The organism is Massilia yuzhufengensis, assembly GCF_900112225.1.
GTDB classification, from domain to species: domain Bacteria; phylum Pseudomonadota; class Gammaproteobacteria; order Burkholderiales; family Burkholderiaceae_D; genus Telluria; species Telluria yuzhufengensis.
In genome coordinates, this window is sequence record NZ_FOLD01000013.1 from 64146 (window position 1) to 82095 (window position 17950).

Sequence of the window (17950 nt, forward strand, 5' to 3'; positions counted from 1 at the left end):
CCGCGGGCTTAGGGCCGGTAGCCGGGGATCGCCGCTTCGTCGACCTCGTCGATCTGGTGCGCGTCCATGTTCTTGTGCGCGAACTGCAGGTAGACGCGGTTGCGCACGAAGATGTCGAACAGGTCCGGGTCGATGTGGCCGTTGAGGGCGAACTTGCCGAGGATCTGGAGCGACTCCGACAGCTTCTTGCCCTTCTTGTAGGGACGGTCGGCGGCGGTGAGCGCTTCGAAGATATCGGCGATCGCCATGATGCGCGCCTGCACCGACATCTGCTCGCGCGTCAGGCCCTTGGGGTAGCCCTTGCCGTCCATGCGCTCGTGGTGCCCGCCCGCGTATTCCGGCACGTTTTTCAGGTGCTTGGGCCACGGCAGCGACTCGAGCATGCGCACGGTGACGTCGATGTGGTTGTTGATGATCTTGCGCTCGTCCTCGGTCAGGGTGCCGAAGCGCACCGTCAGGTTGAGCAGTTCGTCCTCGGACAGGAAGGCCTGCTCCTGGCCGTCCGGGCCGGTCCAGCGCAGCTGGCCGATGCGGCGCACGCGCTCCTGGTCCTCAGGCGACATGCCTTCGCCGCCCACGTTCGCGCGGCGCAGGAAGTCGCGGTCGGCGCGGATGCGCGCCAGCTCGGAGCCGAGCCGGTCGTCGATCGCGGCAATGTTGGCCCCGGGCAGGCACTTCTCGCGCAGCGCGCGGATCTCGCAGTCGCGCAGCAGCACCTCGAAACGCGTGTCGACCAGGTGGATGCGGTCGAAGATGGTTTCCAGCTTGGTGGATTTGTCGACCACGTGCACCGGGGTGGTGATCTTGCCGCAGTCGTGCAGGAGCCCGGCCAGCCACAGTTCCCTGCGGTCGGCGTCCGTCATACGAAAACGCGCCAGCGGCCCGGTGCCGGTGGCGTGCACCGCCTCGGCCAGCATCATCGTCAGCTCCGGCACGAACTGGCAGTGGCGCCCGGTGTAGGGCGACTTTTCGTCGATGCCGATATTGATCAGGTTGACCAGCGATTCGAGCAGGTTCTCCAGCTGCTGGATCAGGCGCTGGTTGGTCAGCGCCATCGCCGCCTGCGCCGACAGCGCCTCGATGAAGCGCTGGTCGGTCTGGGAAAAGGCGCGGATGGTGCCGGCCCCGGGACCGCTGCGGCGGTCCTTGGCGTTGACCAGCTGCAGCACGCCCACCAGCTCGCCCTCGTGGTCGGTCATCGGCACCGTGAGGATCGACTGCGACAGGTAGCCGAAGGTCGCATCGAAACTGCGCATGCCGGAAAAATTGAAGACGTCGGCCTTGTAGACGTCCTCGATGTTCACCGACTGGTTGAAATTGGCCGCATAGGCCGCCACCGAGGCCAGGTTCTTGTTGCCGTAGCTGTCGTACAGCGGCACCGGCGCGATGTCGATCGGGGCTCCGCTGACGCCGCCCTGGTGGATCCCGAGGGTGTCGTTCAGCGAGATGTGGAAGCACAGGCTGCGCCCGTCTTCGCTCGGGCGGTACAGGGTGCCGCCGTCGGCGTCGGTCATCTGCTTGGCCACCAGCAGGATGCGGTCGAGCAGCGCGGCGGTGTCGTGCACGTCGCCCAGCGCCACGCTCACTTCGGTGAGCTGGTGCAGGCGTTGCGCGATTTGGGTGGGATTGAGCTCTTGCATGGTGGGCGGACAGGATGAGCCCACGTATGCACGCGGGAAAGTTATTTTCCAGATGGTAATTTTACGGAAGTGTAGCGGCCTTGGGCGCGGCTGTGTACATGCGCCTTCGATAAATTACAATTTTTGGATGCATTTTGGTACAAAGCCGCTATCATCCCGATGTTCTAAATGACAACGACAGTTTGGCTGGGGAGTAGAGTAGAGATGAAATTCCGCTTCTGGGGGGTGCGTGGCTCGATACCGTCCCCAGGTCCACGTACCGCACGCTACGGCGGCAATACCACCTGCATCGAAGTGCGCAGCGACAATGGCACGCTGATCATCCTCGATGGCGGCACCGGCCTGTTCCCGCTGGCCCAGCACCTGCTGGCCCGCCCGCCCGGGCCGGCGGTGGACGCCAACATCTTCATTACCCACAGCCACTGGGACCACATCCACGGCCTGCCCTTCTTCACGCCCCTGTTCATCAAGGGCAGCCGGGTGCGCCTGCATGGGGCGCATGACCCGGTCACCGGCACCGGCATCGAGCACGTGATGAACGTGCAGCTGCAGAACAGCTACTTCCCGGTCAGCGAAACCCAGATGGGCGCCACCATCGAGTACCAGACCCTCGCGCTCGGAGTGGACGTCGAGGTGGGCGACGCGGTGGTGGGCAACGTGCTGATGAACCATCCGGTCACCAACCTGGGCTACCGCATCGGCTGCGGCGGGCGGGCGCTGTTCTTCACCGGCGACCACGAGCCCTGGCACAACCCCTACCCGCCGGGCGACGCCGCCTTCGACGACTTCGAACGCCACCTGCACGAGCGCGAGCGCGCGATCGACGCCGCCATGCAGGGCGTGGATGCGCTCATCGTCGACTGCTCCTACACCCGCGAGGAATACCCGTCCAAGGCCGGCTGGGGCCACGGCACCTTCGACGCCGCCATCGAGATGGCGCTGCGGGTCGGCGCGCGCGCGCTGTACTGCACCCACCACGAACCGACCCGCAGCGACGACGACCTCGAAGCCGTGTTCGCGGCGGTGATGGCGCGCTACCAGGGGCGCCTTGGCAGCCTGCAGGTGCGCCTGGCCTTCGAAGGCCTGGAAGTCACGCTGTGAACCAGCCGGCCGGCGAGCGCTCCACGACGGCATGCCGACCCTGGAGCTGGACGATATCGAAACGTCTTCGCCGGCCTTCCCGACATCAAATGGTCAGGGCGGCTTGCATCAGCTAGCAACTACAACCCAACGCATTCCAAGGAGAACTGCATGACCACCCCGACCACCCCCGCCGGCTGCGCGCTCGCCGCCCTGCTCGCCCTGTCGCTGTCCGGATGCGCCGCCCCCACCGCGCCCGACGGCGCTCGGAAAGTCGCGCGCGACGAAGCCTACGCCCCGACCGGCACCTTCATCCCGCGCAAGAATGGCCAGGGCCTGGGCGCCGCCCCGATCACCGCCGTCGACCGGAACGCGGTCGAGAACGCGCGCGCGACGCAGTCCAATGGCGTGGCCGGCCACCCGGCGCTGTAAGTCTTCACCCTGGCGGGATAATTTCGCGCCGCGCCCCGGGATCCCGGGTTTTCGCACCAGATCGCCCTTACAATGGTTCAGGTTGTTAATTGCTTGATCACCATGTGAAAGGAGTAGCACCCCGATGAAGAAATTCATGTTGGCCGCTGTGGCCTCTACCCTGCTGGCCGGTTGCGCCACCAACGATTCCGGCGGCGCCCAGCAACTGGCCCAGGAAGAAGAACGCTACGTCCCGACCGGCAGCAACATCCCGCGCAAGAAGGGCCAGGGCACCAGTGTGGTCGGCACCCTGAGCGCGGTCGAAATCGAAAGCGCCCGCATGAACCCGGGCACCGCCCCGGCGCTGCCGCCCGGCCAATAGGCGGCGCACGAATAAAAAAACCCGGCAGCGCCGGGTTTTTTTTGCCAACTTCGGGGTCAGGTCTGACATTTGGACACGGCCTCATCTGTACAAGCACAATCCTGCCAACTAATTGTCGATTTCACTGGCCGTACGGCATTCATTGGCTGCTTACGGCAGAGCTCGTGTCCAAATGTCAGACCTGACCCCGAAGTGCGAAGTGGAATAAAAAAACCCGGCGGCGCCGGGTTTTTTTTGCGCCGCGGCGCTTTACATGATATGGGTGCCGATCCACCAGAAGACGGCCGCCATGAAGGCCGATGCCGGGATGGTGAAGACCCAGGCCCACACGATATTGCCGGCCACGCCCCAGCGCACGGCCGAAGCCTTCTGCGAGGCGCCCACGCCGACGATGGCGCCGGTGATGGTGTGGGTGGTCGAGACCGGGATGCCCCAGAAGCTCGCCATCAGGAGGGTCATCGCGCCGCCGGTTTCGGCGCAGAAGCCGCCCACCGGTTTGAGCTTGGTGATCTTCTGGCCCATGGTCTTGACGATGCGCCAGCCGCCGAACAGCGTGCCGAAGCTGATCGCCGCGTAGCACGAGATGATGACCCAGGTCGGCGGATAGGCGTCGGTCGGGTTGGTGTAGCCGGCCGCGATCAGCAGCATCCAGATGATGCCCATGGTTTTCTGCGCGTCGTTGCCGCCGTGGCCGAGCGAGTAGCCGGCGGCCGACACCAGCTGCAGGCGGCGGAACCAGACGTCGACCTTGCGCGGCGTGGACTTCACGAAGATCCACGACACCATCAGCATGATGACCGAACCGAGCACGAAGCCCAGCAGCGGAGCCAGCACGATGAACATGACGGTCTTGAGCAGGCCGGCAGAGATCAGCGCGCCGGTGCCCGACTTGGCCACCGCGGCGCCCACCAGGCCGCCGATCAGGGCGTGCGAGGACGAGGACGGGATGCCGTAGTACCAGGTGATGATGTTCCAGACGATGGCCCCGACCAGGGCCCCGAAAATCACATAGTGGTCGACCACATGCGGGTCGATGGTCCCCTTGCCGATGGTCTGCGCCACCTTCATGCTCACCACGAAGATCGCGATGAAGTTGAAGAAGGCGGCCATGGCGACGGCGCTTTGCGGCTTCAGGACGCCGGTCGACACGACGGTCGCGATGGCGTTGGCCGAATCGTGGAACCCGTTCATGAAGTCGAAGATCAGCGCGAGCACCACCAGCGCGCCCAGCACGTAGATGCTGATGTGTAGAGTTTCCATGATTATTCTTGTTCTTTGGCCGCGTTATGCGTTTTCGACGATGATGCCTTCGATGATGTTGGCGACATCCTCGCAACGGTCGGTGACGGTTTCGAGGATCTCGTAGATGGCCTTCATCTTGATCAGGTTGCGCACGTCCGGTTCGTCGCGGAACAGCTTGGACATGGCGGCGCGCATCACGTGGTCGGCGTCGGATTCGAAGCGGTCGATCTCTTCGCAGATGGCGACGATCTTCTGGGCGTTGCCCATGTCGTGCAGCATGCCGACCGCTTCCTGCACCTTCAGGCAGCACGACAGGCACAGTTCGGCCAGGCGCTTGGCTTCCGGGGTCACCGCGTGCAGGTCGTACAGCGACACGGTCTGGGCGCCGTCTTCCATCATGTCGAGGATGTCGTCCATGCGGGTGATCAGCTTGTGGATGTCATCGCGGTCGATCGGGGTGATGAAGGTCTTGTGCAGCATGTCGACGCAGGCGTAGGTGATCTTGTCGGCCTGCTTCTCGATGCTCTCCACCGCATGGGTGCGGTTTTCCAGGTCGTCGAAGTTGGTCATCAGGCCAAGCATCTCCTGGGCACCCTTCACGCACAGCGCGGCGTGCTGGTTGAACAGGTCGAAAAACTTGCCCTCGGTGGGCATCAGGCGTCCAAACATATTATTCTCCGTTGTGAATCTCTTGGGACTTCGAAACCGCCGCCACGGCTGGCGGCGGCAAAGCAATCGGTGCTACGGGATACCTTAGTCGCCCTGGTAGACGGCGAGGTTACCGCTGTAGTTACCGAACTTGGTGTATTGGCCGATCCAGGTAAGGCGGATGGCCCCGATCGGGCCGTTACGCTGCTTACCGATGATGATTTCGGCGGTTCCCTTATCGGGCGAGTCGGGGTTGTAGACCTCGTCGCGATACAGGAAGATGATAACGTCCGCATCCTGTTCGATAGCGCCCGATTCGCGCAGGTCGGACATGACGGGTCGTTTGTTGGGGCGTTGTTCCAGCGAGCGGTTCAGCTGGGACAGTGCGATGACGGGGCAATGCAGCTCCTTGGCCAGGCCCTTGAGCGAGCGCGAAATCTCGGAGATCTCGGCGGTGCGGTTGTCGCCCGGCTGGCTGCCCTGCATCAGCTGCAGGTAGTCGACGATGATCAGGCCCAGCTTGCCGCACTGGCGCGCCAGGCGGCGTGCGCGTGCACGCATCTCGATCGGGTTCAGCGCCGGCGTCTCGTCGATATAGAGCTGGGCGTCGTTCATCTTCTGGATGGCGTGCGTCAGGCGCGGCCAGTCCTCGTCGTTCAGGCGGCCGGTACGCAGGCGGTGCTGGTCGAGCTGGCCCACGGAGCCGAGCATACGCATGGCCAGCTGGGTGCCGCCCATCTCCATCGAGAACACGGCCACCGGCAGGCCGGCTTCGATCGCGACGTTCTCGCCGATGTTGATCGAGAACGCGGTCTTGCCCATCGACGGACGGCCGGCCACGATCACCAGGTCGCCCGGCTGCAGGCCGGAGGTCATGCGGTCAAGGTCGATGAAGCCGGTCGGCACGCCGGTGATCTCGCCCTGGTTCTCGCGCGAGTATAGTTCGTCGATGCGCTCGACGACTTGCGTGAGCAGCGGCTGGATCGGGTTCCAGCCCTGCTGGCCGCGCGAACCGGTTTCGGCGATCGCGAAGATCTTCGATTCGGCTTCGTCCAGCATCTGCTTGACTTCCTTGCCCTGCGGGTTGAACGCGTTGCCCGAGATCTCGTCGGCCACCGTGATCAGTTTGCGCAGGATGCCGCGGTCGCGCACGATCTCGGCGTAGCGGCGGATGTTGGCCGCCGACGGCGTGTTCTGCGCCATCGCGTTCAGGTACTGCAGGCCGCCGACGTCGTCGGCCTTGCCGAGGTTGTTGCAGGCCTCGTACACGGTGATCACGTCGGCCGGCTTGCCGCCATTGATCAGGCGGACCATCTGTTCGAAGATGATGCGGTGGTCGTAGCGGTAGAAATCGTCCGGGTTCATGAAGTCGGCGATGCGGTCCCACGCGGCGTTATCGCGCAGGAGGCCGCCGATGACGGACTGCTCTGCTTCGATGGAATGCGGCGGGATGCGCAGTGAATCGACTTGCGGATCGGATGGGGAATTCATGGCGGGCATTATACCTTTTCCGGTCACACGGCTGTCATCATTGCATAGTTTCCAGAAATAAAAAAAAGCCGGGAGAACCCGGCTTTTTCATTTATACAACAGCAGCTTACGCAGCTTCGCCGACGACAGCGATGGTGATTTCCGAGATGACGTCGGTGTGCAGCGCGACGGCAACAGGGAACTCGCCAGTGGTCTTCAGCGGGCCGGTCGGCAGGCGAACCTGCGACTTCTCGACCGCGAAGCCTTGCTTGCTCAGGGCTTCAGCGATGTCGAAGTTGGTGACCGAACCGAACAGGCGGCCGTCCACGCCCGCTTTTTGCGAGATCGTGACGGTCATGCCGCTCAGCTTGTCGCCTTGCGCCTGGGCGGCGTTCAGCTTTTCGCCGGCAGCTTTTTCCAGTTCAGCGCGCTTGACTTCGAACTCGGCCACGGCGGCCTGGGTAGCACGGCGTGCTTTCTTTTGCGGGATCAGGAAGTTACGTGCGTAACCGTCCTTGACCTTGACCACATCGCCCAGGTTGCCGACGTTAACAACTTTTTCCAAAAGGATGATTTGCATAGTTTTCTCCAGAAGTTCTGATCTGTACGACGGGAATTAACCGTGGTGCAGGTCGGTGTACGGCAGCAGCGCGAGGTAGCGTGCGCGCTTGATCGCGGTGTCGACCTGGCGCTGGTAGTGCGCCTTGGTGCCGGTCAGACGTGCCGGCATGATCTTGCCGTTTTCCTGGACGAAGTCCTTCAGGGTGTCGACGTCTTTGTAATCGACCTGTTCCACGTTTGCAGCGGTGAAGCGGCAGAATTTCTTGCGCTTGAACAGCGGGTTCTGCTGTTTACGCTTCAGTTTTTCTTTGGCTTTGTTTTTGTCGAACTTTTTACCGAATGCCATGTGAGGCTCCTGTATCTATCTAAATGATGCCGGTTTAAGCGGCACTGAAATCAATGATGTGAAACACCAGGGCTTTGCTGTTACGGTTTTTCCGGGCCAGGAATCCTTCGAAGCGGTAGGCCGCGCCGAGTTCGGCGCTGGCGAACCTGCCTGAAATCTCTCCCGCGGCAAGCGCGGTGACTTCAAACTGGACCAGCCTTGCTACACCAGCCTCTTCCTGCTGCGAACTGTGCATCAGGATGGCGCCCACGATGGGGACACCGGCCGGGGTGTAACGCAGTACGTCACGCTCCGCGATGGTCGCGATGAGCTGAAGCTGGTTCACTCCGCTATTGAATTCCCTGGAAAAACTTTAGGCAGCAGCCGGGGCAGGGGCTGCAGCTGCTGGCGCTGCGGCTTCGGCACGGTGGCTCTTGGCTGCGTCTTCGCGCTGGACCGACTTCATCATCGGCGATGGTGCGGTTTCAGCCTTCTTCATCTTGACGGTCAGGTGACGCAGGACGGCATCATTGAACTTGAATGCGGTTTCCAGCTCGACCAGGGTCTCGTTGTCGCACTCGATGTTCAGGCAGATGTAGTGGGCTTTCGGCAGCTTCTGGATCTGGTAAGCCATCTGGCGACGGCCCCAGTCTTCGACGCGATGGATGTTACCGCCGCGGCTCGACACCGTGGCTTTGTAACGCTCGATCATCGCCGGGACTTGTTCGCTCTGGTCCGGGTGGACGATAAAAACGATTTCATAATGACGCATGCATTACTCCTTGAGGACGTTTAAACAAATGCCCACCTCGGCGTCAAGACGAGTGTGGGAAGGGAAAGCCGGACATTATAGCGTGAAATGGGGGGTTGTGGGAACTGGGGTGTTGTTGGGCTAACGTGGCGCTTCGAACTTGGGTTCCGGCCTTCGCCGGAACGACGGTTTTCAATGTAGCAACTTCGTTGGCGCTTCCTCTGTCCCGCGTCCTTTGATCCGTCATCCCGGCGCAGGCCGGGATCCAATTTTGCGTGCACAGCCACCACAGTTAGCAGCAAAGCGAACCGCATTGCACAATTTTTTTCCACTTTTCCCGCGTTTCCCCTTGCGCATCCCTGAATACTGTACAAAAATACAGTCTACTCACACAACCTATTGCCGTAACACATACATGCTAAAGCTCACTGCAAGGCAAGAACAGATCCTTAACCTCATCAGGGAAGCGATCGAGAACACCGGTTTTCCGCCGACCCGCGCCGAAATCGCGGCTGAACTGGGCTTCAAGTCGGCCAATGCGGCCGAGGAACACCTGCAGGCGCTGGCGCGCAAGGGGGCAATCGAAATTTCGCCGGGCACCTCGCGCGGCATCCGCCTGATTGGCGCGAGCGTCGAACAGGTGCCGCTGGTCCCTGCCGCGCTGATGATGTCGCTGCCGCTGGTCGGCCGCGTGGCCGCCGGTTCGCCGATCCTGGCCCAGGAACACGTCGAAGCCACCTACAGCGTCGATGCCGCCATGTTCTCGGCGCGTCCGGACTTCCTGCTCAAGGTCAAGGGCTGGTCGATGCGCGACGCCGGCATCTGCGATGGCGACTTCCTGGCCGTGAAGAAGATCGACAGCGCCAAGAACGGCCAGATCGTCGTGGCCCGGCTGGGCGAAGAAGTCACCGTCAAGCGCTACCGCAAGACCGGCAACCTGGTCGAACTGCTGCCGGAGAATCCGGACTTCAAGGTCATCCAGGTGACGCCTGAAGACGAGTTCGCCCTCGAAGGGCTGGCCGTCGGGCTGATGCGCAGCTGGCACTAAGCCTTCCGCCCTGACGCGGCGCCGCCATGGCGCCGCGCGCGCCCTGCCGCGCCTTACTGGATCTTGTTGTCCTTCCAGTGCGAGTCCTTCTTGGCAGACTTCACCATTTCATTGTGCTCTGCCACATAGGCCTCGGTCGCCGAACGCCACGCGGCGAAATCGGCCAGCACCAGCTTCGAACTCACCTTCGCCTCTTCGTTCAGGTTCGCCTGCACCTGCTCCAGGTAGGCAGTCGACTTCTCGGTCTCTTCCTTGGTCATCAGCTTGGCGATATCGGCGGGAATCCGCTTGGTCAGCGGCATGGCGGCGTTCAGGTTGGTGACGTACTTGTTGTAGCAATCCTGCCAGGCCGTCACGTTGCCACCGATGCGGTCGATGTCGGCATTGATCTTCGACATCGCCGGGATGCGCGGCGCCACGCAGCGGAACTCGCCCGATTTCAAATCTTCGCCGTCGTAGCCCTTGATCCAGTAGTCGATGTCCTTGCGGCGCTTGACGCGCTGGTCCATCAGCTCGAGCGAGGCCACCGCCACCTTGTTGCCCTTGGCAGCCGCCTTCTTGAACAGCGCCTCGGCCTTGGCCTCATCCACCTGCCCCGCTTCGCCATACCAGTACATCTGGCCCAGCGCCTGCTGCGCGTCAGCGTTGCCGGCATTGGCCAGCTTGGTATAGAGCTTCATTGCCCCGGCGTAGTCCTTCTTCGCGAACAGGGCGTTGGCGTCTTCCAGCTCGCCGGCGAAGGCGGAGCCGCACAACAAGAGGGAAAGGCAGAACAGCGTGGTCTTCATGGAAGCAGTCAGGTAAGAGAAGGAATGTCCATGATAGCGGCAATCCGGCGCAGTACTCAACGGCTGAAACAAAAACGGCAGCCCTGGGCTGCCGTCGTCTTTACGCGTCCAGCGCGTTGCGGAAGTCCGCCAGCAGATCCTCGGTATCCTCGATGCCCACCGAGACGCGGATCAGCGACTCGGCGATGCCCATGCTGGCGCGCCGCTCGGCGCCCATCTCGAAGAAGATCGTGTGCGCCACCGGGATCACCAGGGTGCGGGTGTCGCCCAGGTTGCTGGCCGGGATGCCCAGCTGCAGGCGGTTCAGGTAGTCGAAGCAGTCGATGGCATCGACCAGCTCGAAACTGAGCAGCGAACCGCCCGTCCGGAACAGCTCCTGCGCGATGCCGTGCTGCGGGTGCGAAGCCAGGCCCGGGTAGTGGACCGCGGCCACCCGTTCATCGGCTTCCAGCATCCGCGCCAACGCCAGCGCATTGGACGAAGTACGCTCCATGCGCAGCGCCAGCGTTTCCGCACCCACCGCGATGTGGTGGGCCGCTTCCGGGCCGAGGGCCGCGCCGAAGTCGCGCAGTGCCTTGGCGCGCAGCTGGGCCAGGCCCTGGGCCTGCGGCGGCTGCTTGCGGAAGTTCGGCGCGATGTGCGGGTAGGCGCTCCAGTCGAACAGGCCGGTGTCCGTCAGCGCGCCGCCCAGCGCATTGCCATGGCCGCCGATCGACTTGGTCAGCGAATTGACCACCAGGCCGGCGCCGACCGCCTTCGGGCGGAACAGGTAAGGCGTGGTCATGGTGTTGTCGACCACGTACAGGATGCCGCGCTCGCGGCACAGCTGGCCGATGCGCGCGAGGTCGGCCACCTGCGTGCGCGGGTTGGCGATGGTCTCGACGAAGACCATGCGCGTGTGCGGCGTGAGCGCCGCCTCCACGTTGGCGACCGCGGTGGCGTCGACAAAGGCGACATCGACGCCCTGCCCCGCCACCGTCTGCCACAGGCTGTTGGTATTGCCGAACAGGAAAGACGACGACACGATATGGTCACCGGACTTGAGCAGCGCCTGGAACAGCGCGCCGATCGCGCCCATGCCGGTGGCGAAGCACAGCGTGCCGACGCCGTCTTCCATCTTGCTGATCTTGTCCTCGAGCGCGCTGACCGTCGGGTTGCCCTGGCGGCCGTAGCGGAAGCCCGGCTCCTTGCCCTGGAAGACCGAGGCCAGCTGGCGCGCATCGTTGTAGCCGAAGGCGACCGAGGTGTGCACCGGCTTGTGCAGCGAACCCTGCTCGACCGTCTTGCGGCGGTCGTTGTGCACGATGGTGGTGGTGAAACCGTACTTGGTGTCGCTCATGCGTGGCTTACTCCGCGGTGGCCGGCGAGTTCAGGTTCAGCTGGGTGCGCACCGGGTCTTCGACCTGGTTCTTCTTCGGGCTGTGGCGCGCCGATTCCTGGCGGTCCAGGTATTCGGGGGTGACGTCGCCGGTGACATACACGCCGTCGAAGCACGAAGCCTCGAAGTTGGTCAGGGCCGGGTTGACGTCCGAGATGGCGCGCTTGAGGGCGTCGACGTCCTGGTACACCAGGCGGTCGGCGGTGATCTCGGCGCACACTTCTTCCACCGTGCGGCCGTGGGCGATCAGCTCGTCGCGGGTCGGCATGTCGATGCCGTACACGTTCGGGTACAGCACCGGCGGCGCGGCCGAGGCGAAGAACACCTTGCGCGCGCCGGCGTCGCGCGCCATCTGCACGATCTCGCGGCTGGTGGTGCCGCGCACGATGGAATCGTCCACCAGCAGCACGTTCTTGTCCTTGAACTCCGAGACGATGGCATTGAGCTTCTGGCGCACCGACTTCTTGCGCATGCCCTGGCCGGGCATGATGAAGGTGCGGCCGATGTAGCGGTTCTTGATGAAGCCTTCGCGGTACTCGATGCCCAGCTTCAGCGCCAGCTGGATCGCGGCCGGGCGCGAGGAATCGGGAATCGGCATGACCACGTCGATTTCTTCGATCGGGATCTCCTGGCGGATCTTGTCGGCCAGGTATTCGCCCATGCGCAGGCGGGTCGCGTACACCGAGGCGCCGTCGATCACCGAGTCCGGGCGCGCCAGGTACACGTACTCGAAGGCGCACGGGTTCAGCGACGGGTTCTCGGCGCACTGCTGCTCGTACAGGGTGCCGTCGTTGGTGATGAAGATCGCCTCGCCCGGCGCGATGTCGCGCACGAAGCGGAAACCGAGGCCTTCGAGGGCCACCGATTCGCTGGCCACCAGGTATTCGGTGCCGTGCTCGCCCTCGTTCATGCCAAGGCACAGCGGGCGGATGCCGAACGGGTCGCGGAAGGCCAGCATGCCGTGGCCGGCGATCTGCGACACCACGGCGTAGGCGCCGCGCACGCGGCGGTGCACCGCGGCCACCGCCTTGAACACGGCATCCTTGTCGAGGTTGAAGCCATCGGCCGCTTCCTGGATTTCATGGGCCAGCACGTTGAGCAGCACTTCCGAATCGGAATCGGTGTTGATGTGGCGGCGGTCGTTGCGGAACAGCTCATCCTTGAGCTGGGCCTGGTTGGTCAGGTTGCCGTTGTGGGCCAGGGTGATGCCGAACGGGGCGTTGACGTAGAAAGGCTGCGCTTCTTCCTCGCTCGACGAACCTGCGGTCGGGTAGCGGCAGTGGCCGATCCCGGTATTGCCCTGGAGCGAACGCATGTTCCGGGTGCGGAACACGTCGCGCACGAGGCCATTGGCCTTATACATCGAGAACATGCTGCTGTGATTGGTTGCAATGCCCGCAGCATCCTGGCCGCGGTGCTGCAGCAGCAGCAACGCGTCGTACAAGAGCTGGTTGACGGGATTGTTCGAGACGACGCCGACGATGCCACACATGGTGCGCTCCTAAAAGCTGGACTGCCTGATTACAAAATTGTCGAGTACAAATACATCAAAATCTGACGTGCTGCGAAAGCGCAGCCGGGAGGAAAGGCTTGACCGTTCGCGCGCCGGTTTCCGCCATCGGCGAGAGCAGCGCATTTCTCCAGAAATCCTGTTGCGGGATGGAAGTCATCCCGCTCAATATGACGGCGGCGAGCACGATTACAATGCCGCGCGCCAGTCCGAATAGTCCACCCAGGCCCCGGTCCGCCAGGCTCAGGCCGGCGGCGGTGATGAGGGCCCCGATCGCCAGCGACAGCAGGCCCATGAGAATCCGCACGCCCAGGAACAGCACCACGTAGGCCGCGATCAGGCGCGACGCTTCGCCCGGCAGCAGATCGGGCAGCATGGGCGCCAGCTGCGCGCCGTAGGCATTGGCCACCACGAAGGCCACGACCCAGCCCAGCAGCGACAGGATTTCCTTGACCAGCCCGCGCAAGGTGGAGATGACGACCGACGAAACCAGGACGAACAGGACCAGGTAATCGAAAATCGTCACGCCGCCGAACCTTGCATCAGAGCGGGACCATGCTGCCCGACAGGCCCATGGCGATCAGTTTCGAGCGGATCTTCTCGCCCTCTTCCTTGCTGTAGGGGCCGACCCGCACGCGGATCAGGTCTCCCGACTTTTCGGTGAACGAGGATACGCCCGCCGCGCGCAGGCGGCCCTGCAGTTCGGTCACTTTTTCCTGGGTCGCCAGCGCCGCCACCTGCACCACGTATTTCTGGGCCGGGCCTTCGGCCTTCACGGCCGGCTTGCCTTCCAGGATGGCGGTGGCGCGGGCGGCATCGTCCTTCGGCACCGGCGGCTTGGCGGCCGGCTGCTCGATTTTTTTCGGCGCCAGGTCGGCGACCTTCGGGTGCGTGGCCTCGGGCTCAGGCTTGCGTTTCGGTTCCGGCTTGGGTTCGAGCTTCGGCTCGATTTTCGGCTCGATTTTCGGCGGCGGTGGCACGGGAATCGGCGCGGCGCGGGTGGTGTCGACGGTGCGCAGCGGCGGCGGGTCGGCCGGCGGGGCGGCGATCGGCTCGTCCGACGCGGCGGCGGAATCCGGATCGATGATTTCCTCGCCGCTGTCGACGGTGGCGGCGGCCGGCACCGGCAGCGCGGCCGCCTTGTCCTTGGACGGGATGTTGATGGCGATGTCGGCGCCGAGCGGTTTGGGCTCGGAGTCGAGCAGCATCGGCAGCCCGACCGCGGCGGCGAGGGCCAGCGCGATGGCGCCGACCAGGCGGCGGCGGGCGCGCTTCTTCTCGGGCAGGATCGGGTCGACCGGGCGGCTGCGGCGCTCCGGCGCACCGGCGTTGGACGCGCGCTTGGCGCGGGCCTGCTGGCCGTAGGCGGCGTCGTCGTCCTTGACGAAGTGGCCGCTGTCCTGGACAGTGTCTTGCTTGTTTTTGCTACCGAACGAGAACAAGCCCATGCGTTTCTGTTATCAGTGAAGAGAGGATTTGCGGGCCGCCATGACGCCGGCGACCGTATAGAACGAGCCAAAGACCACAATTCTATCATTCTCGCCTGCACGGCTCACGGCGTTTGCATAGGCGTCGGCCGGCGAGGCGAAGGCGGTGACCGAAAAATCGCCCTCCTTGGCCCCTGCGGGACGCAATTGCTCGAGCTTTTGCGCCAGCTGGGCGGTATCGGCCGAACGCGGCGACGGCAGCGGCGTCACGCACCAGTGGTCGACCAGTTCGCGCATCGGGGCGATCACGCCCTCGATGTCCTTGTCTTCCATGATCCCGAACACCGCATAGGTAAAGCGGTGGAAGCCCATATTGCCCAGGTTCTGGGCCAGGGTTGCGCTGGCGTGCGGGTTGTGCGCCACGTCCAGCACCTGGGTCGGGCGGCCCGGCAGCACCTGGAAGCGGCCCGGCAGTTCGACCATGGCCAGGCCCGCGCGCACTTCCTGCGCGCCGCAGGGCAGCTGCATGCGCAGCACCTCGAGCGCGGCCAGCGCGGCCGAGGCGTTGAGCAGCTGGTTGGCGCCGCGCAGGGCCGGATAGGCCAGCGAATTGCGGCGCTGGCCGCGCCCGCCATAGCTCCACTGCTGCTGGTCGCCCTGGTAGTTGAAATCGCGCCCGATCAGCCACAGGTCGGCGCCGACGTCGTCGGCATGCTTGACCAGCGAGGCCGGCGCGACCGGGTCGCTGCAGATCGCGGTTTTCCCGGCGCGGAAGATGCCGGCTTTTTCGAAACCGATTTTCTCGCGCGTGTCGCCCAGGTAGTCGGTATGGTCGATGTCGACGCTGGTGACGATCGCCACGTCGGCGTCGACCACGTTGACCGCATCGAGCCGCCCGCCCAAGCCCACTTCGAGGATGGCGACGTCGACGCCGGCCTGCGCGATCAGGTGCATGATCGCCAGCGTGGTGAATTCGAAGTAGGTCAGGGAGACCTCGCCGCGCACCGCCTCGACCGCGCCGAAGGCCGCGACCAGGGCTGCGTCGCTGGCCATCTCGCCGTTGATGCGGGCGCGCTCGTTAAAGTCGAGGAAGTGCGGCTTGATGTACAGGCCCACGCGGTAGCCGGACTGCAGCAGCACGGCCTCCAGCATCGCGCAGGTCGAGCCCTTGCCGTTGGTGCCGGCCACCATGATCACGGGGCAGCTGAAGGCCAGCTGGAGGCGTTCCTTGACAGCGCGGACGCGGTCCAGGCCCATGTCGATATGGGTTTCGGCGTGGCGTGACTCGAGCAGCGCCAGCCAGTCGGGCAAGGTGGTCGGGAGGTTTGGCATGGGGCGTGGGGACGTCAGGATGGGTGCGCGGGGCACGCGTGTGCAGCGCCTGGGGCGCCGCACACCGGAAACAGGGATGGCTGCGGGATCAGGCGAGGACTTCGACGGCCTGGTTTTGCAGCAGGGCCAGCAGGCGCGCGATTTCTTCGCGCATCTTGCGGCGGTCGACGATCATGTCGACGGCGCCCTTCTGGACCAGGAACTCGGCGCGCTGGAAGCCTTCAGGGAGCTTTTCGCGCACGGTGTTCTCGATCACGCGCGGGCCGGCGAAGCCGATCAGGGCCTTCGGTTCGGCGATGACGACGTCGCCCATGAAGGCGAACGAGGCCGAGACGCCGCCCATGGTCGGGTCGGTCAGCACGCTAATGAACGGCAGCTTCTTTTCCGACAGCTTGGTGAGCATCGCGGTGGTCTTGGCCATCTGCAGCAGCGACAGCAGGCCTTCCTGCATGCGCGCGCCGCCGGTGGCGGTAATGCAGATGAACGGCACCTTCTGCTCCAGCGCCACCTGGGCGCCGCGGACGAAGCGTTCGCCCACGACCGAACCCATCGAGCCGCCCATGAATTCGAATTCGAAGCAGGCCACGACCACCGGCAGGCTCATGATGGAGCCACCCTGGACGATCAGCGCATCGGTTTCACCGGTGGCTTCCATGGCCGACTTGAGGCGGTCCGGGTACTTCTTGCTGTCCTTGAACTTCAGGGTATCGACCGGCAGGGTTTCCTGGCCGATGTCGTAGCGTCCGCCTTCATCGAGCAGGCCATCGAGGCGCGCGCGGGCGCGGATGCGCATGTGATGGTCGCATTTCGGGCAAACGTGCTGGTTCGCATCCAGGTCGGCGCGGTACAGCACCGCCTCGCACGACGGGCACTTGACCCACAGGCCTTCCGGCATGGTCTTGCGGTTGGCGGCATCGGAGCGCTGGATCCGTGGGGGCAGCAGTTTTTCTAGCCAACTCATCTTTTCTCCTTGCGGCAGTTCTTCGAGGTGGCGGTAGTGTAGCCGCAAGCGTGCCGCTTGTCGAATCGTAGCAGGCTGACAATTGGCGATTCGACATCATTGATGACCTGTTTGCTGGGCCGCAAAAAGGACGCTGCGTTGCGTTAAAGTAGGGTGACCGGCGGAGCCGGCCACCCTGCACGAGACGCTCTACTCAGCTATCCAGGGCGCTGCGGATGCCGGCGGTAAACGTACGCACCGCTGCCACGGCCTGTTCCGGCGGCACCGATTCGAGCTCCTGGATGATGCGGCTGCCGATCACCACCGCATCGGCCACTTCGGCCACCGCGCGGGCGGTGGCGCCGTCGCGGATGCCGAAGCCCACGCCGATCGGCAGCTTGACGTGCTCGCGGATCGCGGCCACGCGGCGCGCCACGTCGGCGGTGTCGATGGCGGCCGAGCCCGTCACGCCTTTCAACGAGACGTAATAGCTGAAGCCGCTGCCATAGCGGGCCACCTGCTGCACGCGCGCCGTGGTTGACGTGGGGGCCAGCAGGAAGATCAGGTCCAGGCCGTTGGCGCGCATGGCGTCGGCGAAGGCGGCGCATTCTTCGGGCGGGTAGTCGACCACGATCGCGCCGTCGGCCCCTGCTTCCCTGGCGCAGCGGATGAAGTTGTCCGGGCCGATGCGCTCGATCGGGTTGGCGTAGCCCATCAGGACGACCGGGGTCGTGGTGTCGGTCTGGCGGAACTCGCGCACGAAGTTGAAGACGTCGGGCAGGCCGATGCCGAACTTGAGCGCGCGTTCACAGGCGCGCTGGATCACCGGGCCCTCGGCCATCGGGTCGGAAAACGGGACGCCCAGCTCCAGGACGTTGGCGCCGCCCGCGACCAGCGCGTGCATCAGCGGCACCGTCAGCTCGGGGGCCGGGTCGCCGGCGGTGATGAAGGTGACCAGGCCGGTCTTGTTCTGCGCCTTGAGGGCGGCAAAGGTCGATGCGATACGGGACATGCGGT

General features: G+C 64.3%; 20 protein-coding genes. 4 read left to right on the top strand and 16 right to left on the bottom strand.

The features are described 5' to 3' along the window. Nucleotides 1-8: 8 nt before the first annotated feature. On the bottom strand, nt 9-1640 hold the full coding sequence (locus tag BM031_RS12675; protein WP_091874936.1) for a GAF and HD-GYP domain-containing protein: 1632 nt from the start codon (nt 1638-1640) through the stop codon (nt 9-11). A 204-nt stretch (nt 1641-1844) separates the two neighbouring features. On the opposite strand from BM031_RS12675, the gene BM031_RS12680 reads away from it, so the two are divergent. The 3 genes from BM031_RS12680 (at nt 1845) to BM031_RS12690 (ending at nt 3513) form a co-directional block, all read left to right on the top strand. Further along, the gene (locus BM031_RS12680; RefSeq protein WP_091874937.1) at nt 1845-2741 is read left to right on the top strand and encodes an MBL fold metallo-hydrolase; all 897 of its coding nucleotides are present in this window, start codon (nt 1845-1847) and stop codon (nt 2739-2741) included. 150 nt (nt 2742-2891) lie between these two features. Further along, nucleotides 2892-3152, top strand: coding sequence for a hypothetical protein (locus tag BM031_RS12685; RefSeq protein ID WP_091874938.1), 261 nt, complete (start codon nt 2892-2894; stop codon nt 3150-3152). A gap of 136 nt (nt 3153-3288) precedes the next feature. Further along, nucleotides 3289-3513, top strand: a complete 225-nt coding sequence (locus BM031_RS12690) for a hypothetical protein (protein ID WP_177207744.1) — start codon at nt 3289-3291, stop codon at nt 3511-3513. 249 nt (nt 3514-3762) lie between these two features. Here BM031_RS12690 and BM031_RS12695 read toward each other — a convergent pair whose 3' ends face one another. The 7 genes from BM031_RS12695 to rpsF form a co-directional block, all read right to left on the bottom strand. Then, entirely contained in the window at nt 3763-4773 is a 1011-nt protein-coding gene (locus BM031_RS12695; RefSeq protein ID WP_091874940.1) for an inorganic phosphate transporter, read from the bottom strand. 24 nt (nt 4774-4797) lie between these two features. Then, entirely contained in the window at nt 4798-5424 is a 627-nt protein-coding gene (locus BM031_RS12700) for a DUF47 domain-containing protein (RefSeq protein ID WP_091874941.1), read from the bottom strand. 84 nt (nt 5425-5508) lie between these two features. Continuing rightward, nucleotides 5509-6894 (bottom strand): replicative DNA helicase, encoded by a 1386-nt coding sequence (locus BM031_RS12705; protein ID WP_091874993.1) that lies wholly within the window; start codon nt 6892-6894, stop codon nt 5509-5511. Between the two features lie 106 nt (nt 6895-7000). Next, nucleotides 7001-7453: a 50S ribosomal protein L9 gene (rplI, locus tag BM031_RS12710; protein WP_091874942.1), complete on the bottom strand. Its 453-nt coding sequence runs from the start codon at nt 7451-7453 to the stop codon at nt 7001-7003. A gap of 36 nt (nt 7454-7489) precedes the next feature. Beyond that, complete coding sequence (gene rpsR / locus BM031_RS12715) at nt 7490-7780, bottom strand: 30S ribosomal protein S18 (protein WP_091874943.1); 291 nt, start codon at nt 7778-7780, stop codon at nt 7490-7492. A gap of 34 nt (nt 7781-7814) precedes the next feature. Beyond that, nucleotides 7815-8105 (bottom strand): primosomal replication protein N, encoded by a 291-nt coding sequence (gene priB / locus BM031_RS12720; RefSeq protein ID WP_091874944.1) that lies wholly within the window; start codon nt 8103-8105, stop codon nt 7815-7817. 27 nt (nt 8106-8132) lie between these two features. Continuing rightward, the gene (gene rpsF, locus BM031_RS12725; protein WP_091874945.1) at nt 8133-8531 is read right to left on the bottom strand and encodes a 30S ribosomal protein S6; all 399 of its coding nucleotides are present in this window, start codon (nt 8529-8531) and stop codon (nt 8133-8135) included. A 394-nt stretch (nt 8532-8925) separates the two neighbouring features. On the opposite strand from rpsF, the gene lexA reads away from it, so the two are divergent. Further along, nucleotides 8926-9558, top strand: a complete 633-nt coding sequence (lexA, locus tag BM031_RS12730; protein ID WP_091874946.1) for a transcriptional repressor LexA — start codon at nt 8926-8928, stop codon at nt 9556-9558. 53 nt (nt 9559-9611) lie between these two features. On the opposite strand, the gene BM031_RS12735 is transcribed toward lexA, so the two are convergent. The 8 genes from BM031_RS12735 to trpA all read right to left on the bottom strand — a co-directional run bounded on the left by BM031_RS12735 (nt 9612) and on the right by trpA (nt 17945). Next, entirely contained in the window at nt 9612-10346 is a 735-nt protein-coding gene (locus tag BM031_RS12735) for a tetratricopeptide repeat protein (RefSeq protein ID WP_091874947.1), read from the bottom strand. Between the two features lie 100 nt (nt 10347-10446). Then, complete coding sequence (locus BM031_RS12740; RefSeq protein WP_091874948.1) at nt 10447-11685, bottom strand: cystathionine gamma-synthase family protein; 1239 nt, start codon at nt 11683-11685, stop codon at nt 10447-10449. Nucleotides 11686-11692: 7 nt separating this feature from the next. Further along, nucleotides 11693-13216: an amidophosphoribosyltransferase gene (gene purF, locus BM031_RS12745; RefSeq protein WP_091874949.1), complete on the bottom strand. Its 1524-nt coding sequence runs from the start codon at nt 13214-13216 to the stop codon at nt 11693-11695. Nucleotides 13217-13271: 55 nt separating this feature from the next. Next, complete coding sequence (locus tag BM031_RS12750) at nt 13272-13760, bottom strand: CvpA family protein (RefSeq protein ID WP_091874950.1); 489 nt, start codon at nt 13758-13760, stop codon at nt 13272-13274. A gap of 16 nt (nt 13761-13776) precedes the next feature. Further along, a complete protein-coding gene (locus tag BM031_RS12755; RefSeq protein WP_091874951.1) occupies nt 13777-14682 on the bottom strand; it encodes an SPOR domain-containing protein in 906 nt (301 codons plus the stop codon). A gap of 12 nt (nt 14683-14694) precedes the next feature. Further along, the gene (gene folC / locus BM031_RS12760) at nt 14695-15993 is read right to left on the bottom strand and encodes a bifunctional tetrahydrofolate synthase/dihydrofolate synthase (RefSeq protein WP_177207745.1); all 1299 of its coding nucleotides are present in this window, start codon (nt 15991-15993) and stop codon (nt 14695-14697) included. Nucleotides 15994-16081: 88 nt separating this feature from the next. Continuing rightward, nucleotides 16082-16954, bottom strand: coding sequence for an acetyl-CoA carboxylase, carboxyltransferase subunit beta (accD, locus tag BM031_RS12765; RefSeq protein ID WP_091874952.1), 873 nt, complete (start codon nt 16952-16954; stop codon nt 16082-16084). Between the two features lie 193 nt (nt 16955-17147). After that, nucleotides 17148-17945, bottom strand: coding sequence for a tryptophan synthase subunit alpha (gene trpA / locus BM031_RS12770; protein ID WP_091874953.1), 798 nt, complete (start codon nt 17943-17945; stop codon nt 17148-17150). Nucleotides 17946-17950: the final 5 nt, after the last annotated feature.